The 21,283-nt window shown below is 70.5% G+C and carries 21 protein-coding genes and 1 tRNA gene; 16 read left to right on the forward strand and 6 right to left on the reverse strand.

Translation table 11 applies throughout. From position 1 onward, the window contains the following. The first annotated feature begins 54 nt into the window (after positions 1 to 54). On the forward strand, positions 55 to 510 hold the full coding sequence (locus tag PCA76_RS03820; RefSeq protein ID WP_272615330.1) for a DUF4383 domain-containing protein: 456 nt from the start codon (positions 55 to 57) through the stop codon (positions 508 to 510). Between the two features lie 214 nt (positions 511 to 724). Then, on the forward strand, positions 725 to 1,201 hold the full coding sequence (locus PCA76_RS03825) for a DUF4383 domain-containing protein (protein WP_272615331.1): 477 nt from the start codon (positions 725 to 727) through the stop codon (positions 1,199 to 1,201). A gap of 5 nt (positions 1,202 to 1,206) precedes the next feature. Here the strand turns inward: PCA76_RS03825 and PCA76_RS03830 are convergent, their stop codons facing one another. Together PCA76_RS03830 and PCA76_RS03835 are read right to left on the reverse strand one after the other, a co-directional pair. After that, positions 1,207 to 1,902 (reverse strand): TetR/AcrR family transcriptional regulator, encoded by a 696-nt coding sequence (locus tag PCA76_RS03830; RefSeq protein WP_272619161.1) that lies wholly within the window; start codon positions 1,900 to 1,902, stop codon positions 1,207 to 1,209. A 219-nt stretch (positions 1,903 to 2,121) separates the two neighbouring features. Next, positions 2,122 to 3,087, reverse strand: coding sequence for an acyl-CoA desaturase (locus PCA76_RS03835; protein WP_272615332.1), 966 nt, complete (start codon positions 3,085 to 3,087; stop codon positions 2,122 to 2,124). 314 nt (positions 3,088 to 3,401) lie between these two features. Between PCA76_RS03835 and PCA76_RS03840 the strand changes: the two genes are divergently transcribed. The 8 genes from PCA76_RS03840 to PCA76_RS03875 all read left to right on the forward strand — a co-directional run bounded on the left by PCA76_RS03840 (position 3,402) and on the right by PCA76_RS03875 (position 11,132). Then, positions 3,402 to 3,473, forward strand: a tRNA-Gln gene (locus tag PCA76_RS03840). Positions 3,474 to 3,583: 110 nt separating this feature from the next. Then, positions 3,584 to 5,119 (forward strand): bifunctional UDP-N-acetylglucosamine diphosphorylase/glucosamine-1-phosphate N-acetyltransferase GlmU, encoded by a 1,536-nt coding sequence (gene glmU, locus PCA76_RS03845; protein WP_336298046.1) that lies wholly within the window; start codon positions 3,584 to 3,586, stop codon positions 5,117 to 5,119. A gap of 58 nt (positions 5,120 to 5,177) precedes the next feature. Beyond that, positions 5,178 to 6,158: a ribose-phosphate diphosphokinase gene (locus PCA76_RS03850; protein ID WP_272615334.1), complete on the forward strand. Its 981-nt coding sequence runs from the start codon at positions 5,178 to 5,180 to the stop codon at positions 6,156 to 6,158. A gap of 342 nt (positions 6,159 to 6,500) precedes the next feature. Continuing rightward, a complete protein-coding gene (locus PCA76_RS03855; RefSeq protein WP_272615335.1) occupies positions 6,501 to 7,199 on the forward strand; it encodes a 50S ribosomal protein L25/general stress protein Ctc in 699 nt (232 codons plus the stop codon). Positions 7,200 to 7,293: 94 nt separating this feature from the next. Continuing rightward, the gene (gene pth / locus PCA76_RS03860; RefSeq protein ID WP_272615336.1) at positions 7,294 to 7,884 is read left to right on the forward strand and encodes an aminoacyl-tRNA hydrolase; all 591 of its coding nucleotides are present in this window, start codon (positions 7,294 to 7,296) and stop codon (positions 7,882 to 7,884) included. A gap of 150 nt (positions 7,885 to 8,034) precedes the next feature. Continuing rightward, positions 8,035 to 8,850 carry an inositol monophosphatase family protein gene (locus PCA76_RS03865; RefSeq protein ID WP_272615337.1) on the forward strand — a complete coding sequence of 272 codons (816 nt, stop codon included), beginning with the start codon at positions 8,035 to 8,037 and terminating at the stop codon, positions 8,848 to 8,850. A gap of 75 nt (positions 8,851 to 8,925) precedes the next feature. Further along, on the forward strand, positions 8,926 to 9,837 hold the full coding sequence (gene cysD, locus PCA76_RS03870; protein ID WP_272615338.1) for a sulfate adenylyltransferase subunit CysD: 912 nt from the start codon (positions 8,926 to 8,928) through the stop codon (positions 9,835 to 9,837). Continuing rightward, the gene (locus PCA76_RS03875; protein ID WP_272615339.1) at positions 9,837 to 11,132 is read left to right on the forward strand and encodes a sulfate adenylyltransferase subunit 1; all 1,296 of its coding nucleotides are present in this window, start codon (positions 9,837 to 9,839) and stop codon (positions 11,130 to 11,132) included. Before cysD ends, PCA76_RS03875 begins: the two co-directional genes overlap by 1 nt. Before the next feature lie 224 nt (positions 11,133 to 11,356). Here the strand turns inward: PCA76_RS03875 and galK are convergent, their stop codons facing one another. Next, complete coding sequence (gene galK, locus PCA76_RS03880) at positions 11,357 to 12,526, reverse strand: galactokinase (RefSeq protein ID WP_272615340.1); 1,170 nt, start codon at positions 12,524 to 12,526, stop codon at positions 11,357 to 11,359. Then, on the reverse strand, positions 12,523 to 13,509 hold the full coding sequence (gene galE, locus PCA76_RS03885) for a UDP-glucose 4-epimerase GalE (RefSeq protein ID WP_272615342.1): 987 nt from the start codon (positions 13,507 to 13,509) through the stop codon (positions 12,523 to 12,525). Before galE ends, galK begins: the two co-directional genes overlap by 4 nt. Before the next feature lie 197 nt (positions 13,510 to 13,706). Here galE and PCA76_RS03890 point away from each other — a divergent pair, with 197 nt between their 5' ends. From PCA76_RS03890 to PCA76_RS03915, 6 genes are all read left to right on the forward strand, one after another. Then, positions 13,707 to 14,777, forward strand: coding sequence for a hemolysin family protein (locus tag PCA76_RS03890; RefSeq protein WP_272615343.1), 1,071 nt, complete (start codon positions 13,707 to 13,709; stop codon positions 14,775 to 14,777). A gap of 33 nt (positions 14,778 to 14,810) precedes the next feature. Next, positions 14,811 to 15,836, forward strand: coding sequence for a tryptophan--tRNA ligase (gene trpS / locus PCA76_RS03895; protein ID WP_272615344.1), 1,026 nt, complete (start codon positions 14,811 to 14,813; stop codon positions 15,834 to 15,836). 25 nt (positions 15,837 to 15,861) lie between these two features. Then, positions 15,862 to 16,431, forward strand: coding sequence for a 2'-5' RNA ligase family protein (locus tag PCA76_RS03900; protein WP_272615345.1), 570 nt, complete (start codon positions 15,862 to 15,864; stop codon positions 16,429 to 16,431). A 79-nt stretch (positions 16,432 to 16,510) separates the two neighbouring features. Further along, entirely contained in the window at positions 16,511 to 17,437 is a 927-nt protein-coding gene (locus PCA76_RS03905) for a YihY/virulence factor BrkB family protein (protein ID WP_272615346.1), read from the forward strand. Beyond that, positions 17,437 to 17,823, forward strand: coding sequence for a GntR family transcriptional regulator (locus PCA76_RS03910; RefSeq protein WP_272615347.1), 387 nt, complete (start codon positions 17,437 to 17,439; stop codon positions 17,821 to 17,823). Before PCA76_RS03905 ends, PCA76_RS03910 begins: the two co-directional genes overlap by 1 nt. A gap of 81 nt (positions 17,824 to 17,904) precedes the next feature. Beyond that, positions 17,905 to 18,342 (forward strand): hypothetical protein, encoded by a 438-nt coding sequence (locus tag PCA76_RS03915; RefSeq protein ID WP_272615348.1) that lies wholly within the window; start codon positions 17,905 to 17,907, stop codon positions 18,340 to 18,342. Between the two features lie 154 nt (positions 18,343 to 18,496). Here the strand turns inward: PCA76_RS03915 and PCA76_RS03920 are convergent, their stop codons facing one another. Together PCA76_RS03920 and PCA76_RS03925 are read right to left on the reverse strand one after the other, a co-directional pair. After that, positions 18,497 to 20,131: a glycoside hydrolase family 13 protein gene (locus PCA76_RS03920; protein ID WP_272615350.1), complete on the reverse strand. Its 1,635-nt coding sequence runs from the start codon at positions 20,129 to 20,131 to the stop codon at positions 18,497 to 18,499. 32 nt (positions 20,132 to 20,163) lie between these two features. After that, positions 20,164 to 21,210, reverse strand: coding sequence for a LacI family DNA-binding transcriptional regulator (locus PCA76_RS03925; RefSeq protein ID WP_272615351.1), 1,047 nt, complete (start codon positions 21,208 to 21,210; stop codon positions 20,164 to 20,166). Positions 21,211 to 21,283: the final 73 nt, after the last annotated feature.

Genomic DNA, 21,283 nt, shown 5'->3' on the forward strand with positions numbered 1-21,283 from the left:
ACATGCGAGACAATCGTCGGCGACACCTCACCCCACGGCGTTGGAGACACAGACATGGCCCACACCCCCGTCAACCATCCCGCGCGGCCGATCTACCGGGCGATCGGCGGGCTGACCGGTCTGTACCTGGTGGTCTTCGGTGCGCTCGGCATCATCACGAGCACCGGCAACGAGATCCTCGCCCAGGACGACACCCGGGTCCTCGGTCAGGGCACCAACCTCGGCTTCTCGCTGCTCAGCGTGCTGCTCGGGATCGTCGTGCTGGTCGGCACCGCGCTCGGCCGCAACATCGACGTGGCGATCAACCAGTGGCTGGCGTACGCCATGATGGTGATCAGCCTGGCCGGTCTCGCGTTCATCCGGACCGACGCCAACATCTTCAACTTCAGCATCACCACCGTGGTCGTGGTGATGATGGCGGCCCTGGTGCTGCTCATGGTCGGCATGTACGGCAAGGTCGGGTCGGAGGACGAGTCCGAGGCCTGGCAGAAGGCCCGTCTCGTTCTCTGAGTTTCTTCCTTGGTTGCGGTGGTGGTTTTCGCCGGAGCCCGAGCTGCTCCGGGCGGTCAGGCTTGATCCCTGCGCAGCTCGGGCTCCGGCGAAAACCTGACGGGGTCCTGCCTTCCGGCGGACCCTTTCGGCTTTGTGGTTCTCCGGACAGTCCCCGCTACCTCGGGTGACAATCCTCCTGAAACGGTCAACTCAGGTGGATGGGGTCAGGGGTATGCCGCACTTTCCGGTGAACCATCCGGCACGGCCGCTCTACCGGGTTCTCTCCGGTCTGATCGGCGCCTACATCCTGATCTTCGGCGTCTGGGGCGTCGCCGAGACGATCGGCAACCCGCTCTTTGACCGGAGCAGCACCTGGGCCCTCGGGCTACGCACCAACCTGGCCTTCTCGCTCGCCTCGGTGATCTTCGGAGTCGTCCTGATCATCGGGGCCTCGCGGCGCACCAACCTCGGCCACTACATGAACCTCACCGCTGGCGTGGTGTTCCTGGTTACCAGCATCCTGATGATGTCCGTGCTGCAGACCGGGGCGAACTTCCTCAACTTCTCGATGTCGACCGTGGTCGTCTCGATGCTGTTCGGCCTGATCCTGCTCGGCACCGGCCTCTACGACAAGGTCGGCCCACCGGAACACGCCGAGGCGGAGCTGGAGCACCGCAAACACCCGGTGGCCGACGCGCACCGCCGCTGATCGGGTCAGCGGCGCCGGGCGGTGATCAACGTCGGCTTCGCCTCCAGGTGCGACAACCCGTTCCACGCCAGGTTGACGAGGTGCGCCGCCACCGTCTCCTTGCGCGGCTTACGCACTTCCAGCCACCAGCGGCCGGTCAGTGCCACCATGCCCACCAGCGCCTGCGAGTACAGCTCGGCGAGCTTCGGGTCGTACCCGCGGCTCTTGAACTCGGCACCCAGGATGTGCTCGACCTGGTGCGCCACGTCGTTCATCACGCTGCTGAAGTTGGCCGCGCCGGACATCAGCGGCGACTCGCGGACCAGCACCCGGAAGCCGCTGGTCTCCTCCTCGATGTAGGTCAGAAGGGCCAGCGCCGCCTGCTCCAGCAACTCTCGCGGATGCCCGGCGGTCAACGCGTTGGTGATCCGGTCCAGCAGGGCCCGGACCTCCCGGTCCACCACCACCGCGTAGAGCCCCTCCTTGCCGCCGAAGTGCTCATAGATCACCGGCTTGGAGACCTTTGCGCGGGACGCCACCTCCTCGATGGAGGTGGCGTCGAAACCGCGCTCGGCGAAGAGTTGCCGCCCGGTGGCGATCAACTGCTCCCGTCGCTGGGCCGCTGACATGCGGACCCGGGAGGCGGGCTTGGCTGCGGGTGCCGGGGTCGGCGGTGTCGCCCGCCGACCGCCGACTCCGTCACCGTCACTGACCTCGGGCATGTCGCCGCCTCGCTGGCGCTCGGTGACGCCCTGCCGTGGAATGGTGCCTCCGCTGTGCCCGTTCACGTCGTCGCCTCACTGGCGGGCGGTCGGACCGCCCTGCCGCGCCGTCCGACCGTACCCGGATCGGCTCCCCGTCTGCCGAGCCGTCCGGTCGCCCCGTGTGGCTCGGTCATCCGGCACATCCTGCCAGGCGGGATCACGGTGCACCGCCCGGTTTTACCGGGGTGCGACCGGCTTCACCAGCTTGGCGGCCAGGCGCTCCGGCTTTGGCCAGCGCACCTGCGACGCCGCGCCGACCTTCTCGAACAGCCAGATCACCCGGGCCGAGATGTCCACCTGGCCGCGCAGCACGCCGTGCCGGGCGCTGGTCGGGTCGGCGTGGTGCAGGTTGTGCCAGCTCTCGCCGAACGACAGGATCGCCAGCGGCCAGAAGTTCGACGCACGGTCGCCCTGGCGCATCGCGAACGGACGCTCACCGTAGACGTGGCAGACCGAGTTGATCGCCCAGGTGACGTGGTGCAGCAGACCGATCCGGACCAGCCCGGCCCAGAAGAACGCGGTCAGCGCGCCCTGCCAGGACCAGGTCACCAGGCCGCCGATCAGCGCCGGGCCAAGCAGCGAGATGGCCACCAGCGCAGGGAAGAGCCGATCGACCCGGCTGATGTCACGGTCGGCGATGAGGTCCGGTGCGAAACGCGCGCGGTTGGACAGCTCACGGCGGAACAGCCAGCCCACGTGCGCGTGGAACAGGCCGCGGGTCAACGCCCAGAAACTGGTGCCGAAGCGCCAGGGCGAGTGCGGGTCACCCTCCAGGTCGGAGAAGGCGTGGTGCCGTCGGTGGTCGGCGACCCACTGAATGATCTCGCCCTGTACCGCCAGCGAACCCGCGACCGCCAGGGTCACCCGCAGCCACCGCTTGGCCTTGAACGAGCCGTGCGTGAAGTAGCGGTGGAAGCCGACGGTGATGCCGAGCCCGGAGACGACGTACCAGACCAGGCCGATGACCACGTCGGTCCAGCCCAGCCAGCCGCCCCAGGCCACCGGCACGGCGACCAGGAGGGCAACGAAGGGGATCACCACGAAAGCCCAGAGGGCGGCCAGGATTCCGGGGGACTGGCTGCCGTCAGTGAGTGGTTTGGGGGCGGGGCCGGCGGTGTTGGGATCGAGCAGAGCAGTGGACATGGGACCTCGCAGGGGGATGGAAACGATCACGAAGCTACGCCTACGTCACCGTAACTTACGGCACCGTAGATCGCACGGGGAAGTTTTGAACGGCCTTCGCATGGCTGTCCAAAGTCGCAGGTCAGGTGCCCTTCCTGGCGGACGGGTGCGGTGGCTCACGGCAGCGGACGCGCGGCGTGCGGGCTGCTCGCGCGGGTGCCGGAAGCGCGGGTCGCTCGGGGTGCGGCGGAATGAGCGATGGCGTCCGGCGGCCGGGGCGCTAAGGTGTACCCGCGGGATCCCCATCCCCTGGCGCGACCTGCTCGCGTCATTGATCGGCCGTGGTGTAATTGGCAACACCCGGGTCTTTGGTACCCGTATTTCAGGTTCGAACCCTGGCGGCCGAGCTGCCCATATACGTCCGTTTTAGGTTCCACTGGGGGTAAGAGGAGAACGTGCAGGGCCCCGCGGCTAGCATGGCCGCGAGAGTGTCCGCCGTCCCGACGGGAGCCACGTCGTGCCCCAGCCCCACCTTCGTACCGTCGTCGTACTCGCCGCCGGTGAGGGCAAGCGGATGAAGTCGACACTGCCCAAGGTGTTGCACCCCCTGCTCGGTCGGACGTTGCTCGGTCACGTGCTGAGCGCCGCCGCGCCCCTGGCCGCAGACCGCACGGTCGTCGTCGTGGGGCACGGCGCCGACCAGGTCCGGGGGCACCTGACCGAGGTCGCCCCGGACGCCACCCCGGTGCTCCAGGCTGAGCAGCTCGGCACCGGGCACGCCGTACGCATCGCGCTGGACGCCGTCCCGGACGGCCCCGGCACGGTCGTGGTGATCAACGGGGACGTGCCCCTGCTGCGACCCGAGACGGTGGGCGCGCTGGTGACCGCGCACGAGGAGGCCGCTGCCGCAGCCACCGTGCTGGCCGCCGAGGTGCCCGACCCGACCGGGCTCGGGCGGATCGTCCGGGACGCCGACGGCCGGCTGGAGCAGATCGTCGAGGAGCGCGACGCCAACGCGGCGCAGCACGCGATCCGGGAGATCAACGCCGGCATCTACGCGTTCGACGCCGTGCGGCTGCGCGAGGCGCTGGGCAAGCTCTCCACCGACAACGACCAGGGCGAGGAGTACCTGACCGACGTCTTCGGGCTGCTCCGCTCGGTCGGCGAGCCGGTCGCGGTGCACGTGGCCGTCGACCACTCCGAGACGTTGGGCTGCAACGACCGGGTCGAGTTGGCGACGCTGCGCCGGCTGCTGCGTGACCGGGTCAACGAGGCGTGGATGCGCACCGGAGTGAGCCTGCTCGACCCCGCGACCACCTGGATCGACGTGACGGTGGCGCTGGACCGTGACGCGGTGGTCGACCAGAACACCCAGCTGCGCGGCGGCACGGTGGTCGGCGCGGGCGCGTTGATCGGGCCGGACGTCACGCTGATCGACACGGTCGTGGGCCCCGGCGCGTCGGTGATCCGCAGCCACGCCGTCGGCGCCGAGGTGGGCGAGGGCGCCACCGTCGGGCCGTACGCGTACCTGCGACCGGCCGCGCGGCTGGCCGCGAAGGCGAAGGTCGGCACGTTCGTCGAGGTGAAGAACTCCGAGATCGGTCCGGGTGCCAAGGTGCCGCACCTGTCGTACGTGGGTGACGCGACGATCGGCGCGAAGGCCAACATCGGCGCGGCGACGATCTTCGTGAACTACGACGGGGTGAACAAGCACCGCACGACCGTGGGCGAGGGTGCCTTCGTCGGCTGCGACACGAGCTTGATCGCGCCGGTCGAGGTGGGTGCCGGAGCCTACGTGGCGGCGGGCAGCGCGATCGCCCAGGACGTGCCGCCGGGCGCGCTCGGGGTGACCCGCGCCCCGCAGCGCAACATCGAGGGCTGGGTGGCGCGCAAGCGCCCCGGGACGGTCTCCGCGGCGGCGGCCGAGCGGGCGCAACGCGGCACAGAGGGTGCGTCGGGTGTGGCCGGCGCCGCAAGCGACAGTGAGGCAATGCACGGGGTGACCGAGACGGTGGGCGGCGCATCCGGCACGGGAGATACTGCAACCGAATAGTCCCCGACCCACCACCACCGGGCCGGGCGCCGCCGACATAACGGGAGCAGACGGGCCCATGGGCAGCATCGTCGCCGAAAACCGCAAAAGCCTGATGCTCTTTTCCGGACGTGGCTTTCCGGAGTTGGCCAAGGAGATCGGTGAGGTGCTCGGCGTCGCGCCGACTCCAGCCGACGCATACGAGTTCGCCAACGGCGAGCTCTTCGTACGTTTCAAGGACTCGGTGCGTGGTTCGGACGCCTTCGTGGTGCAGTCCGTCACGCACGGGGTGAACACCTGGGTCATGGAGACCCTGATCATGGTGGACGCGCTGAAGCGGGGGTCGGCCAAGCGGATCACCGTGGTGTTGCCGTTCTACCCGTACGCGCGGCAGGACAAGAAGCACCGGGGTCGGGAGCCGATCTCCGCCCGCCTGGTGGCCGACCTGTTGAAGACCGCTGGCGCGAACCGCATCCTCACCGTCGACCTGCACACCGCGCAGATCCAGGGCTTCTTCGACGGCCCGGTGGACCACCTCTTCGCGATGGACATCCTGGCCGAGTACGTGGAGCGCAAGTACGCCGGACGGCCGATGACCGTGGTGGCACCGGATTCCGGTCGGGTGCGCGTGGCCGAGCGGTGGACCGACCGGTTGGGCGGCTGCCCGCTGGCGTTCATCCACAAGACCCGTGACCCGATGAAGCCGAACCAGGTCGTGGCGAACCGGGTGGTCGGTGAGGTGGAGGGCCGGGTCTGTCTGATTGTCGACGATATGATCGACACGGGTGGCACCATCGCCAAGGCGGCCGACATCCTCAAGGAGTCGGGGGCGGCGGAGATCGTGGTCGCGTCCACCCACGCGCTGCTGTCGGACCCGGCCACCGAGCGGCTGAAGAACAGCTCGATCAGCGAGATCGTGGTGACCAACACGTTGCCGCTGCCGCCGGAGAAGCAGCTGGACAAGCTGACCGTGTTGTCGATCGCTCCGCTGCTGGCGCGGGCGATCCGGGAGGTCTTCGACGACGGCTCGGTGACTACCCTCTTCGGTGGCCTGAGCTGAGTCTCGCGCTGTGTGAGCCCCGTTTCCGCCACTCGGCGCGCCGGTGGGAGCGGGGCTGGCAAACTGGTGGAAACGGGGCCGGCACGCTGGTGGGAGCACCACCGACGCGCCGGCCTGGAGCCGTGATCGGGGACTGCCGGAAACCCTGGAAACAGCTCGGGTAGACTGGTGCGGTTGCCACGGCGAGGGTGCCCGGCGGGCCGCTGAAAAGCGCCGCACGGAGGCACCGTCATCGACGCGGTGCTCCGGGCAGTCGTTCATGACGCAGAGCCCCAGCGAGCCCCTCGCCCCAGCACCGCAAGACGACAAGCCGCCGCAGCGAAAAGCATCAGGAGTTTCCCCGTGTCCGAGGTAAAGATCAGCGCCGAGCCCCGTACCGAGTTCGGCAAGGGTGGTGCCCGCCGTACCCGCCGGGCCGGCAAGGTGCCCGCCGTGCTGTACGGCCACGGCGAGAAGCCCAAGCACATCGCGCTGCCGTCGCGGGAGTTCGCCGCCGCGATCCGCAAGGGCGGTGCCAACCAGCTCTTCGCGATCGACATCACCGACGGCACCCAGGTGCTGGCGCTGCCGAAGGCGATCCAGCGTGACCCGATCCGGGACACTTTCGAGCACGTCGACCTGATCCTGGTTCGTCGGGGCGAGAAGGTCACCGTCGATGTTCCGGTCCAGCTGGTCGGCGAGGCCGCGAAGGACACCCTGATCGTGCACGAGCACGACACCCTCTCGGTGACTGCCGACGCCACCAAGGTTCCGGACCACCTCGAGGCGTCGATCGAGGGCCTGGAGGCGGGCACCCAGGTGACCGCTGGCGACGTCAAGCTGCCGTCCGGCGTCGAGCTGGCCGTCGACGCGGAGCTGAACGTCGCGTCGGTGACCGCCGCCCCCACCGCCGAGCAGCTCGAGGCGACGCTGCCCGAGATCGAGGTGGCAACCGACGAGGCCGAGGCCGAGGTTGGCGAGACCACCGAGGGTTCCGAGGGTGCGGACGCCGCTCCGGCCGCCGAGGGCGCCGAGAGCACCGAGGCGCGCACCGAGGCCTGATCGGTTCGTACTGTGCGGCAGGCGTCCCCGAGCGTTCGGGGGCGCCTGTCGGCGTATCGGGAGTCGGTGGGATGGGCGTCGGGAGGGACGGGTCGTGACGGACGAGGCGGGGCCGTGGCTGGTTGTCGGTCTGGGCAACCCGGGTCGGGAGTACGCCGGGAACCGGCACAACGTCGGGTTCATGGTGGCCGACCTGCTGGCCGGGCGGGTAGGTGCGCGGTTCGGGCGGCACAAGCGGTCGGTGGCCGAGGTGGCCGAGGCGCGACTGGGGTTCGGTGGACCGAAGCTGGTGCTCGTCAAGCCACTGACCTACATGAATCTTTCCGGCGGACCGGTGGCGGCGCTCGCGCAGTTCTACAAGGTGCCGGCGACGCAGGTGATCGCGGTGCATGACGAGCTGGACATCGGGTTCGGCCAGGTGCGGGTCAAGTTCGGCGGCGGCGAGGGTGGCCACAACGGCCTGCGCTCGATGTCGAAGTCGTTGGGCACGAAGGACTACGTCCGGGTGCGGTTCGGCGTCGGCCGACCGCCGGGGCGGCAGGATCCAGCCGATTATGTGCTGTCGGATTTTGGCGCGGCAGAGCGCAAGGAGCTGGATTTCCTGGTGGACCGTGCTGCCGACGTGGTGGAGTCGGTGATCGTCAAGGGCGTGGAGCCGACGCAGAACCTCTACCACGGCGGGTGAGCGGGGCGGGGCGTACCGGTTCGGAAACGGCGGGCCGGTAGTCTGCGCCTTTCGGCGTGCCGCAACCGACGACGCGGGTCGCGGCGAATCGGTCCGTGCGGGCACGGGTCGCGGCGAGGCGACGGGAGCGGTCAGTTGAGCAGTCCTCCGATGATCGATGGCGCGTTCGCCCGATGGCTGGCGTCCCGGGCCGGGCAGGTGCTGCTCGACCTGCGTACGGAGATGGGTTTCGCGGACGCCGGCGCGCTCAAGTCGGCCGGAGACAAGGTGTCGCACGACCTGATCCGCACGGAGTTGGCGAAGTGGCGGCCGGCCGACTCGGTGCTCTCCGAGGAGGACGAGGGGTCGCGGTTGGCCTGGGCCGCCGAGGTGAACACCGGAGCGGTTTCGCGGTTGACCGCGGACCGGGTGTGGATCATCGACCCGTTGGACGGCACCCGGGAGTTTTCCGAGGAGGGCCGCTCGGACTGGGCGGTGCACGTGGCGCTCTGGGCGCGTAACGCGCCGAGCCCGCACGGGCTGGTCGCCGGGGCGGTGGGGCTGCCGGCGCAGGACCGGGTGCTGGGCACGGACTACCCGCCGGCGTACCCGCCGATGACGGTGGAGGCTGCGGCGGCCGGCGAGCGGAAGATCCGCCTCGCGGCGAGTCGGAGCCGGCCGCCGGTCTTCCTGACCGACCTGGCCGAGGACGTCGGGGCGCACCTGGTGCCGATGGGCTCGGCGGGAGCGAAGATCGCCGCCGTGGTCACCGGCGAGGTGGACGCGTACATCCATGCCGGTGGGCAGTACGAGTGGGACTCGGCGGCCCCGGTGGCTGTGGCGACGGCCACCGGACTGCACGCTTCCCGGATCGACGGTTCTGCGCTGAGATACAACGAGGCGGATCCGCGCCTGCCGGACCTACTGGTCTGCCGCCAGGATCTCGCCACCCGGTTGCTTGCAGCGCTGCAGAGACATTCCGGGTAGCCTGAGCGCACTTTCTTGACATGTCCGACCGGAAAGGTCTGGAAATCGGATGAGCGAGCGAATCGAGCCGGTGTCATGACCACCCCGGCGGCGTACCGGGTCTCCCACCTGGACGCCTTGGAGGCGGAGAGCATCTTCGTGATGCGCGAAGTGGTCGCCGAGATGGAACGCCCGGTGCTGCTCTTCTCCGGCGGCAAGGATTCGATCGTCATGCTGCGGCTTGCGCAGAAGGCGTTCGCCCCGGCCAACATCCCCTTTCCTGTCATGCACGTCGACACCGGGCACAACTTCCCCGAGGTTCTGGAATACCGTGACCAGCGGGTCGCCGAGCTGGGGCTGCACCTCGTGGTGGCGAGCGTGCCGGAGGCCCTGGCGAGCGGCATGGTCCGGGAGTCCGGCGACGGCATGCGCAACCGGATCCAGACGCCGGTGCTGCTGGACGCCGTGGAGAAGCACCGCTTCGACGCGCTGTTCGGTGGCGCCCGCCGGGACGAGGAGAAGGCTCGGGCGAAGGAGCGAATGTTCAGCTTCCGCGACGAGTTCGGCCAGTGGGACCCGAAGAACCAGCGGCCGGAGCTGTGGTCGCTGTACAACGGCCGGCACCACCCGGGCGAGTCGATCCGGGTCTTTCCGCTGTCCAACTGGACCGAGCTGGACGTCTGGCACTACATCGCCCGGGAACGCATCCCGCTGCCCTCGATCTACTACGCGCACGAGCGCGAGGTGATCGAACGGGACGGCATGGTCTACGCGGTCAACGAGTTCTTCCGCCCCCGCGCGGGCGAGGAGCGGTTCAAGGCACAGGTGCGCTATCGCACCGTTGGTGACGCCTCCTGCACCGCTGCGGTCCGTTCCGACGCGGACACCGTGGAGAAGGTCATCGAGGAGGTGGCGGCCACCCGGATCACCGAGCGCGGCGCGACCCGTGGTGACGACCGGGTCAGTGAGGCCGCCATGGAGGACCGCAAGCGGGAGGGCTACTTCTGATGAGCACCGAGATCGTGGCACCGGCCGCCGAGACGCGGACGATGGACCTGCTGCGGTTCGCCACCGCCGGCAGCGTGGACGACGGGAAGTCGACCCTGATCGGTCGGCTGCTCTACGACACCAAGTCGCTCTTCACCGATCAGTTGGCCGCGGTGGAGGCGGTCAGCGCGGCCCGCGGTGACGAATACACCAACCTCGCGTTGCTCACCGACGGTCTGCGTGCCGAGCGGGAGCAGGGCATCACCATCGACGTGGCGTACCGGTACTTCGCCACCCCACGGCGCAAGTTCATCATCGCCGACACCCCGGGGCACACCCAGTACACGCGCAACATGGTCACCGGGGCGTCCACCGCCGACCTGGCGTTGATCCTGGTGGACGCGCGCAAGGGCCTGGTCGAGCAGTCCCGCCGGCACGCGTTCCTGTGCTCCCTGCTGCGGGTGCCGCACCTGGTCCTCTGTGTCAACAAGATGGACCTGGTGGACTGGTCGCAGGAGGTCTACGAGCGGATCGCCGACGAGTTCACCGCGTTCGCCGCGAAGCTCGACGCACCGGACCTGACCGTGGTGCCGATCTCCGCGCTGCGCGGCGACAACATCGTCGCCCGGTCGGAGAACATGCCCTGGTACGAGGGCCCGTCGCTGCTGCACCACCTGGAGCGGGTGCACATCGCGAGCGACCGTAACCTGGTGGACGTCCGGTTCCCGGTGCAGTACGTGATCCGTCCGCAGTCCACCACGGTCACCGACTACCGCGGCTACGCCGGTCAGGTCGCCTCCGGCGTACTCAAGCCGGGCGACGAGGTGATGGTGCTGCCGTCCGGCTTCACCAGCCGGATCGCCGCCGTGGAGACCGCCGACGGGCCGGTCCCGGAGGCGTTCCCGCCGATGTCGGTGACGGTACGACTGGCCGACGAGATCGACATTTCGCGGGGTGACCTGATCTGCCGGCCGAACAACGCGCCGGCGGTGGCCCAGGACATCGAGGCGATGGTCTGCTGGATGGACGAGACGGCCCCTCTGCGGGTCGGCGGCCGGTACGCGATCAAGCACACCACCCGGTCGGCGCGGGCGATCGTGCGTGGGCTGCACTACCGGTTGGACATCAACTCGCTGCACCGCGACGAGTCGGCCGACGAACTGCGGCTCAACGAGATCGGCCGTGTGCGGCTGCGCACCACGGTGCCGTTGCTGGCCGACGAGTATCGCCGCAACCGCACCACCGGAGGTTTCGTCATCATCGACGAGGCCACCAACCGCACGGTCGGCGCCGCCATGATCGTCGAAGCCGGCTGACCGGAACTCGGCCCCGACTCGGCCCGAGGTGGGGTGTCTGACCCGGACGTCGGACGAGGGGGTCGGCACCTACGCATCGCCTCCTTTGCTCTGCTTCAACCCAGGCGACACCGCGCGTCCGATATCCGGACACCGGGTGTTGCCTCCGCTGAAGCAGAGCAAAGGAGGAACCGAACACCCTCCCCACCGGAGGGATGCCCAGAGTGATCAAGCCCATGCCAGGGTTAGTCCAGGCGGGTGGCGCCGGGGGCTGGGAGGACTGTCACGGTGTTGGGGGCGGTGAAACCACGCTCGGCGTACGCGGCCGTGACGGCGGCGGCGACCGCGTCGGCGCGGTCGGCCTCGACCAGGGCGAGGACGCAACCGCCGAAGCCACCGCCGGTCATCCGGGCACCCAGCGCGCCGGCCGCCAACGCCGCCTCGACCGCGGTGTCGATCTCCGGCACGGTGATCTCGAAGTCGTCGCGCATCGAGACGTGTGAGGCTGTGAGCAGTGGGCCGATGTCACGGACCCGGGCGGTGCGCAGCAGTGCCACCGTGTCCAGTACGCGCTGGTCCTCGGTGACCACGTGCCGGACCCGTCGCCGGGTCTCCTCGTCGTCGAGCTGGGCCAGCGCGGCGTCGAGCTGGTCGACGCCCACGTCCCGCAGGGCGGCAACGCCGAGCGCGCTGGCCCCGGCCTCGCAGGAGCGGCGGCGGGCAACGTACTCACCGTCGGCGTGCCGGTGCGGCGCCCGGCTGTCGATGACCAGCACAGCCAGCCCGGCGGCCTCCAGGTCGAACGGGATCTGCTCGACCGACTCGTCGCGGCAGTCCAGGAAGAGGGCGTGCCCGGCGCGGCAGCGGATCACCGCGGACTGGTCCATGATGCCGGTCGGCGCGCCCACGTAGACGTTCTCCGCCCGCTGCGCCAGCCGGGGCCGCAGTTCCGGGGGCAGCTCCAGCCCACCGAGGTCGAGCAGAGCGGCCAGCACGGCTGACTCCAGCGCGGCTGAGGAGGACAGCCCGGAGCCCAGCGGCACGTCGGAGGCGATCGCCAGCCGAGCGCCCGGCACCGGATGGCCGGCCTCGCGGAGCGCCCAGACCACCCCGGCGACGTACGCGCCCCAGCCGGCCACCCGACCCGGCTCGGCGACGTCGTCCGCGCCGAAGGTGATCGTCTCGTCGGAGAGCTCGGACCAGACCGTCCAGTGCTCCCCGTTCTGCCGGTCGGCGGCGACGACGGTGCGCAACGGCAGCGCGAAGGGCAGCACGAACCCTTCGTTGTAGTCGGTGTGCTCGCCGATCAGGTTGACCCGGCCGGGAGCCGCCCAGCGGCCGGCGGCCTGGCCGCCGTACTGCGCGGTGAAGCCGGCGGCGGCCCGTTCGGCGACGTCGCCGGTGGGGTGGGTCACGGCTGCTTGCCCAGGACGTGGGTGCGGTAGAAGGCCCAGGCATCGCCGACCATGTCGTGCAGGGTCGGCTTCTGCGGCACCCAGCCCAGCTCCTCGCGGGCCAGCGCGGAGGAGGCCACCAGCTCGGCCGGGTCGCCCTCGCGGCGCGGCGCCACCTCGACGGGCAGTTGGTGCCCGGTGATCTCGCGGACCACGTCGGCGACCTGGCGGTTGGTGAAGCCGTTGCCGTTGCCCAGGTTGTAGATCCGGTGCTGGCCGCTGGTGGCCGCGCCCAGCGCCAGCAGGTGCGCGCGGGCCAGGTCGGCGACGTGGATGTAGTCGCGGACGCAGGTGCCGTCCTCGGTGGGGTAGTCGTCGCCGAAGAGCTGGAGCTTCTCCCGCCGGCCGGCGGCGACCTCCAACGCGATCGGGATCAGGTGCGTCTCCGGGTCGTGCCGTTCGCCGAGCGCGACGTCGCCGTCGAGGTGGGCACCCGCGACGTTGAAGTAGCGCAGCGACACGGCGGCCAGCCCGTGCGCGATCGTCTCGGAGGTGAGCGCCATGTCGACGGCGAGCTTGGTGGCGCCGTACGTGTTGGTGGGCGCCTTGACCGCGGTCTCCGTGATGGGCAGCTCGGTGGGGTTGCCGTAGACGGCGGCGGTGGAGGAGAAGACCATCCTGGGCACCCCGGCGGCCCGAACCGCGTCGATCAGGGCGAGCGTGCCGACGGTGTTGGTCTGCCAGTAGATCTCCGGCTTGACCATCGACTCGCCGGCGGCGATCAGGGCGGCGAAGTGCAGCACCCCGTCGAAGCCGGCGTCCGGGGTGATGACGCGGGCGGCGTCGTGGATGGACGCCTCGACGTGGGTCGCGTCCGGGGCGAGTGCCTCCCGGTGCCCGGTGCGCAGGTCGTCCAGGACGACCACCTGGTGGCCGGCGTCGAGCAGCATCCGGGTCACTACGCTGCCGATGAAGCCGGCGCCTCCGGTGACGAGCAGTTTCACGTCGCAGCCTCCCTGCCTGGCCCGCCCAGGACGTGGCCCTTCGGTGATCACCCTAAGTCGGCGGCCGGCACCCTCGCCGATGCCACCGACAAACCCCATTCCATCATAATCTCTCACGATTAAACAGAGCCGAACATGTGTGGCCCGCTTCGCGTGATCCCCGGTGCGGCGAGCCAACGGTGTCTACCATCGCTGTCATGCGGGAAGCGGCCCGTACCGGGCTCCGGCGACGCGTGCGGGTGCGGCCCCGCCGCGACCCCGGCCCGCTCGCTCGGGCCGTCGCCCGGGTGCTGGTCCGCGCCGCAGATGGTGCCAGCCGACTCGTCACCGATCTGCTCGGGGCAGGCCCGGCAGCCGGCCGTGAGCGCATCTCCGAGGCCGAGCTGCGGGATCTGGTCGCGGCGAACACCGTGCTCGACCCGGACGAGCGGCGGATCATCGACGAGGTCCTGGTGGCCGGTGCCAGCCTGATCCGCGAGGTGATGATGCCGCGTACCGAGGTGGTCTTCCTCCCGGCGCGGCTGACCATCGCCGAGGCCGCCCGGCTGGTCCGCGCCGAACCGCACACCCGCTACCCGGTCACCGACGGCACCCACGACGACGTGGTCGGCTTCGTGCACCTACGGGACGTGCTGCTGCGCCCGGACGCTGACCCGTGCGTCACCGTCGGCGAGTTGTCCCGGGAGGTGAAGCGGCTTCCCGGCACCAAACGGGTCCTACCCGCGCTGACCGAGATGCGCCGGGAGGGGAAGCACCTCGCGGTGGTGGTCGACGAATACGGCGGCACCGCCGGGATCGTCACCCTGGAGGACCTCATCGAGGAGTTGATCGGCGAGATCCACGACGAGTACGACGCCACTCCGGACCCGGTGCACGTCGGCCTGCCCGCCGTGGTGGACGGCCGCCTCAACCTCGCTGACTTCGCCGAACGGACCGGGGTGGCACTACCTCCTGGGCCGTACGAGACGGTCGGCGGGTTCGTGATGGCCGCGTTGGGCCGGCTCCCGGTGAACGGCGACGAGGTGCCGGTGCCCGGTGAGGCGGCCGACGTCGGCGCGCCCGATACCGCCGATCTGCCGGGCGGCTGGCTGCTGCGGGTGCTCGCGTTGGACGGCCGCCGGGTGGCCCGGCTCGCGGTCTCCGCCGTCCGGGTGCCCGAGCAGCGCCGGGTCGCCGCCGGGCCGACGCGCCGGGTCGGCGCGGACGAACCACGCGAGGTCAGCACCCCGACACCGGCGGGCCGCAGCCGACCCGCCGGCCCGTCATGACGGACCGGGTTGCTTGCTGACAGAATTATCGCCATGTCCGACGTTCCCGCCCGCCCCCGCGTCTTCTCCGGCATCCAGCCGACGGCCGACTCGTTCCACCTCGGCAACTACCTTGGCGCGGTGCGGCACTGGGTGGCCCTGCAGGACACCCACGACGCGTTCTACTGCGTGGTGGACCTGCACGCCATCACCGCCGGGCACGACCCGGAGCTGTTGCGCCAGCGGACCCGGGTGGCAGCCGCCCAGCTCTTCGCGGTCGGGCTCGACCCGGAACGCAGCACCCTGTTCGTGCAGTCGCAGGTGCCCGAGCACCCGCAGCTGGCCTGGGTGCTCGGCTGCATCACCGGCTTCGGCGAGGCCAGCCGGATGACCCAGTTCAAGGACAAGTCGCAGAAGCAGGGCAACGAACGCGCCAGCGTCGGGCTGTTCACCTACCCGATCCTGCAAGCCGCCGACATCCTGCTCTACCAGGCCAACGCGGTGCCGGTCGGTGAGGACCAACGCCAGCACCTGGAGCTCTCGCGGGATCTGGCCCAGCGGTTCAACTCGCTGTTCGGCCCGACGTTCACGGTGCCCGCGCCGCACATCGTCAAGGACACCGCGAAGATCACCGACCTGCAGGACCCGACCGCGAAGATGTCCAAGTCGTCGTCCTCGCCGGCCGGCATCATCGACCTGCTGGAAGATCCGGCCCGGTCCGCGAAGAAGATCCGGTCGGCGGTGACCGACACCGGTCGGGAGATCGTCTTCGACGCCGAGACCAAGCCGGGCGTGTCCAACCTGCTGACCATCCACTCGGCGCTCAGCGGTCGCAGCATCGACGAGCTGGTGGCCGCGTACGCGGGCCGCGGCTACGGCGACCTGAAGAAGGAACTGGCCGAGGTGGTGGCGGACTTCGTTCGCCCGATCCAGGAGCGCACCCGCGCCTACCTCGACGACCCGGCGCAGTTGGACAAGCTGCTCGTCGCCGGTGCCGACAAGGCTCGCGCGGTGGCCGCGACGACCCTCCGGTCCGTGTACGAGCGGGTCGGGTTCCTGCCGCCTGTGCGCGGCGAGTAGCTCCGCGAGACAGGTGGACGGGTCGGTGGCCGGAGGGGCAGCGCGAAGCGTGGATCGCAGTGGCGGGGTGGTGCCGACCGGCGACACCATCCAGATCGGCATCGCGGTGGACATCCCCGAGCCGTGGGGTGCCCAGCTCACCCGGCGGCGGGTCGAGGCCGGCGACCCGCTCGCGGTGCCCGCGCACGTGACGTTGCTCGGGCCCACCGAGATCCGGACGGTCGATCTGCCCGCCGTCGAGCGGCACCTGGCCGCCGTCGCCGCCGCGCACCTGCCGTTCGCGCTGCACCTGCGGGGCACCGGCACGTTCCGTCCGGTCACCCAGGTGGTGTTCGTCGCGGTGGCCACCGGGATCAGCGAGTGTGAGTTGCTGGCCGCCGCCATCGTCGCGACGCCGCACCTGCACCGCGAGGCCCGCTTCCCGTACCATCCGCACGTCACCGTGGCGCAGGACGTGGCGCCGGAGGCCCTGGACAAGGTGTACGAGGATCTGGCCGACTTCTCCGCGATGTTCGAAGTCGACGCGTTCACCCTCTTCTCGCACAGCGGACAGGCCCGGTGGCAGCCGCGTCGGGATTTCCGCCTCGGCGATTGAGCCGTCGGCGACGCGCCGGCCGGGGCGCATCGGGAGCCGGTTGCCACTACGGCGGTGGGAGATCGGCGAGGATGATCGCGTGAACGTGGTCGGCTGGATCGAGGCGGGCATCGACCGCTGGGTGAGCGCCGCGCGCCACCGCTCGGGGCTCTTCGATCACGTGTGGCGGGCCGGCGCGTTGTACGCCGAGGTGCTGGCGGGCCGGCTTGCCGCCGCGATCGCCTACTACGGCTTCTTCGCGGTGTTCGCCCTCGCCCTGGTCGCGTACTCCATCTTCGGCGCGATCCTGGAGGACAACGACGAGGTCAGCGCGGCGGCGGCCGGCTTCCTCAACGAGAACCTGCCGTTCCTGGACGCGGAGCAGATCGCCAACTCCAGCGGCACGGTCGGTGTGGTCGGCCTGGTCATCCTGGTGTTCACCGGGATCGGGTGGGTAGAGGCCATTCGGTCCTCGCAGCGGTTGATGTATCAGCTCAACCAGCAGCCGGGCAACCTGGTGATGCGGCGGCTGGTCGACCTGGGCGTGATGATCGGCATTTTCGTTCTGCTCGGCGTCTCGGTCGCGGCGGTGGACGCGTTGGAGTCGCTGCTGCGTTTCCTGTTGCGCAGCACCGGATCGGTCGGCCTGACCACGATCAGCGCGGTGCTCAGCGTGCTGTTCAACGCGGTGCTCGCCACCGCACTGCTCGTCGCGGTGCCCCGGCTGCGGATGAGCCGGTCCCGGCTGCGTCCGGTGGTGGTGCTGGTCGCGGTCGGCATCACGCTGCTGAACACGGTCGGGCGGTACTACGTGGTGCGTACCGAGCGGAACCCGGCGTACACCGTGGTGGCCGGCGCGGTCGGTCTGCTGCTCTACCTCTACCTGCTCAACCAGCTGGTGCTGTTCGGCGCGGCGCTCCTCGCGACCAGCACGAACGGTCGGGTGGTGGACCTGGCGGAGGCCGCCGTCCCGCCGAGGGACGTCGACGAGGACACCGACCCCGGCACGCCGGGCGGTGGGGGCTGATGACGGAAGGTGTGCAGGTGCTGATCTCGGTCGATCCGGACTCGTCGGTGCCCCCGTACGAGCAGGTCCGTGTGCAGCTCGCCGAGCTGATCGGCGACGGTCGGTTGCCGGTCGGTTGCCGACTGCCCACCGTCCGGCAGCTCGCCGCCGACCTGCGGTTGGCCGCGAACACGGTGGCCCGGGCGTACCGGGAGTTGGAGGTTGCCGGGCTGTTGGAGACCCGGGGGCGCAACGGCACCTTCGTGGCTCCCGGCCGGGACGACGCCGTCGATCGGCTGCAGCGGGCGGCGGCCGACTACGCGGCCGAGGCAGCTCGGCTCGGCGTGTCGCCGGCCACCGCGCTCGCCCTGGTCCGTGCCGCCCTGGATGCCGTCCGCCCCGGCTGACCGGCCGCCGATCGGCCGCCGGACGGGCGGTAACTGAGCGGAAAGGCGTCGGCGCTCGCGTTCGCGGACCATGATGAGCCGGTGGGCGCACTCATGACACTGGACCTGCCGGCGGACTCACCGCTCCTCGGCCTGCCGTGGATCATCACCTTCGGTCCGCTCGGTGACCTCGACGAGTGGGAGCCGGTGGTCTGCGGGCCGTACGAGCGGCCGCACGCGTTGGCGCTGGCCGAGGCGGTGGTTGCCGAGGAGCAGTTGATGGCCGTGGTGGAGCCGCTGCTGCCGGCGCTGTCCGCCGACGAGATCCGCAGTGAGATCGCCGCCGCGCAGGTGGCCGCCGAGGACGAGGCCCGTCAGGTGGAGGGGGCCGACCTCTACGGGGATTTCGAGGACGTGATCGACGAGGAACTGGACGCCGCCGCCGACGAGGCAGGCCACGGTGAGCCCGCCGAGCCACCGAACGAGGCCGAGGTGCGCGCCGGCTTGACCCGGATCGCGGCGCTGCTCACCGCGAAGTGATGGCCCGGCGCGGCGCAGACGAACACCGGCGCCGCGCGGAGCGGACTCCGCGTGGCGCCGGTGTCACCTCACCCCCCACCACAAGGGGCCGGTAGCCCAGTCGCCCGCCGGCGCGGGGCACGGCGAACGACCAGGTCGAGAACCAGTTACCCGCTCAGCGCCGTTCCAACCAGGCGGCCGCGTCAACGGGCAGCAGGTGGCCGGAGCCCTGGCCGGTGAGCGCGTCGCTGGCGACGAGCGGCTGGCCGTACCCGTCGATCAGGACCGGCGCGCCGCTGAGGTTGACCACGCAGGTCAACGTGGTTTCGCCGGCGGTGCGGGAGAAGGCCAGTACGCCTGGCCCGGTCTCCAGCCAGGTGACGCCGTCGGCGTCGCTGGCCAGCGCCGGATGCTCGTGACGGATCCTTAGCGCGGCCCGGTACAGCTCCAGCGTCGAGCCGGGCACGCCGGTCTGCGCGGTGACGGACAGGGCACGCCAGAGCGCCGGGGCGGGCAGCCAGCTCAACTCGCTGCCGGCCGGCCCGAAGCCGTACGGGGCCAACTCGCCGCTCCACGGGATGGGCACCCGGCAGCCGTCGCGGCTCTCGCCGGTCCGCAGGAACGCCGGGTCCTGTCGCAGCTCGTCGGGAAGGTCGAGGACCTCGGGCAGGCCCAGCTCCTCACCCTGGTACAGGTACGCGCAGCCGGGCAGGGCGAGCATCAGCAGGCTGGCGGCGCGGGCCCGGCGCAGCCCTTCGGCGCCGTCGCCGTACCGGGTGACGTGCCGCTGTTTGTCGTGGTTGGACAGCACCCAGGTGGTGGGCGCCCCGACCACGGTCGCCTCGCCCAATGCCGTGTCGATCACCTTGCGGAACGAGTCGGCCGACCAGGTGGCGTCGAGGAAGTCGAAGCTGAACGCCTGGTGCAACTCGTCCGGGCCGATGTAGCGGGCCAGGCGCTGCGGCGTCTCGGCCCATGCCTCGGCGACGGCCATCCGCCCGCCCGGGTAGCTGTCCAGGATGGGACGCCAGGCGCGGTAGATCTCGTGCACCTCGTCCTGGTCGAAGTAGGGCAGCCGGCCCTTGCCGAGCAGTTCGACCTGGCGTTGGCCGGTGGTCATCGTGCTGAAGCCGACGTCCGGCAACCCGTCAGCCTTGATCATGCCGTGCGCGACGTCGATGCGGAATCCGTCCACGCCTCGGTCGAGCCAGAACCGCAGCACGTCCTCGAACTCGGTGCGCACCTCCGGGTGGCGCCAGTTCAGGTCCGGCTGGGCCGGGTCGAACAGGTGCAGGTACCACTGGCCGTCCGCGATCCGGGTCCAGGCTGGGCCGCCGAAGATGCTCTCCCAGTCGTTCGGGGGCAGCTCGCCGTGCGTGCCCTGGCCGTCGGCGAAGAGGTAGCGGGCCCGCTCCGGCGAGCCGGGGCCGGCGGCGAGAGCGGCGGTGAACCAGCGGTGCGCACTGGAGGTGTGGTTGGGCACCAGGTCGACGATGATCCGCAGGCCGAGGGCATGCGCGTCGGTGATCATGGCGTCGAAGTCGGCGAGTGTGCCGAACATCGGGTCTACGTCTCGGTAGTCGGCGACGTCGTACCCGCCGTCGATCATGGGAGAGGTGTAGAAGGGGGTCAGCCAGAGCGCGTCCACCCCGAGGTCGTGCAGGTACGGCAGGCGTTGCCGGATGCCCTGGAGGTCACCGGTGCCGTCGCCGTCGCTGTCGGCGAAGCTGCGGACGTACACCTGGTAGACGACCGCGGAGCGCCACCAGTCGTCGTCGGCGGCGTGGGGCGGGGTGGCGGTGCTGATCATCCGAGCAATATGCCGGCCCGCCGCTGCAAGAGTCAAGCAGATCTTGCGTAAGCGAGTCGCGCGGAACTCGGGGCAACCGCGGTGGAACCGCGCACCACCAGCTCCGGGCGGAACAGGTATTCGGAGTGCGGGGCGCCGTGTCCGTTGATCTCGTCCACCAAGGCCCGGACGGCGGCCACCGCCATCGCGATGACCGGCTGCCGCATGGTGGTCAGCGGCGGGTCGGTGAAGGCCATCAGCGGTGAGTCGTCGTAGCCGACCACGGAGAGTTCGCCCGGCACGCTGAGGCCGCGCTGGCGGGCCGCACGGATCGCACCGAGCGCCATCAGGTCGGAGCCGCAGACCACGCCGGTGACCCCGCGGTCCAGCAATCGGCCGGCCGCCGCCTCGCCACCCTCCACGCCGAACAGGGACAGCTCGGCCAGAGGGCCCAGATCGGCTTCGGCGACGCCGGCCAGTCGCGTCATCGCGGAGCGCCAGCCGGCCACCTTGCGCTGCACCGGGACGAACCGGTCCGGGCCGGTGATCAGGCCGATCCGCCGGTGCCCGAGCGCGACCAGGTGGGCAACGGCCAGCTCCGCCGCCTCCCGGTCATCGCAGGAGACGAAGGGTGCACCGATGCCGGGCACGTACCCGTTGATCATCACGACTGGCAACGGCCGGGCGAGCAGCGCCCGGTAGCGGTCGTGGTTGGCGGCGGTGTCGGCGTGCAGACCGGAGACGAAGGCGATCCCGGAGACCTGCCGGTCCAGCAGCATCTCCACGTACTCGTCCTCGGTCACGCCGCCGGCCGTCTGGGTGCAGAGCACCGGAGTGAACCCGCTCTGCGCCAGTGTCGACTCGATGACCTGGGCGAAGGCGGGGAAGATCGGGTTGTCCAGCTCCGGCACCACCAGGCCGACCAGTCCGGCGCTGCGCTTGCGCAGTCGGGCGGGGCGCTCGTAGCCAAGCACGTCGAGTGCAGTGAGGACTGCCTGCCGGGTCTCCGGGGCCACGCCGGGGCGGTCGTTGAGCACCCGCGACACCGTGGCCTCGCTGACTTCGGCCTGCTGGGCGATGTCGGACAGTCGAGCGCGCATGGCGGCACTTTAGCCCACCGGCAAGTTCTTGCGGGGTCCCTTGCAAGTGCTTCCATAATTTGCAACCTCTTGC

It is taken from the genome of Micromonospora sp. LH3U1 (assembly GCF_028475105.1).
Classification (GTDB): domain Bacteria; phylum Actinomycetota; class Actinomycetes; order Mycobacteriales; family Micromonosporaceae; genus Micromonospora.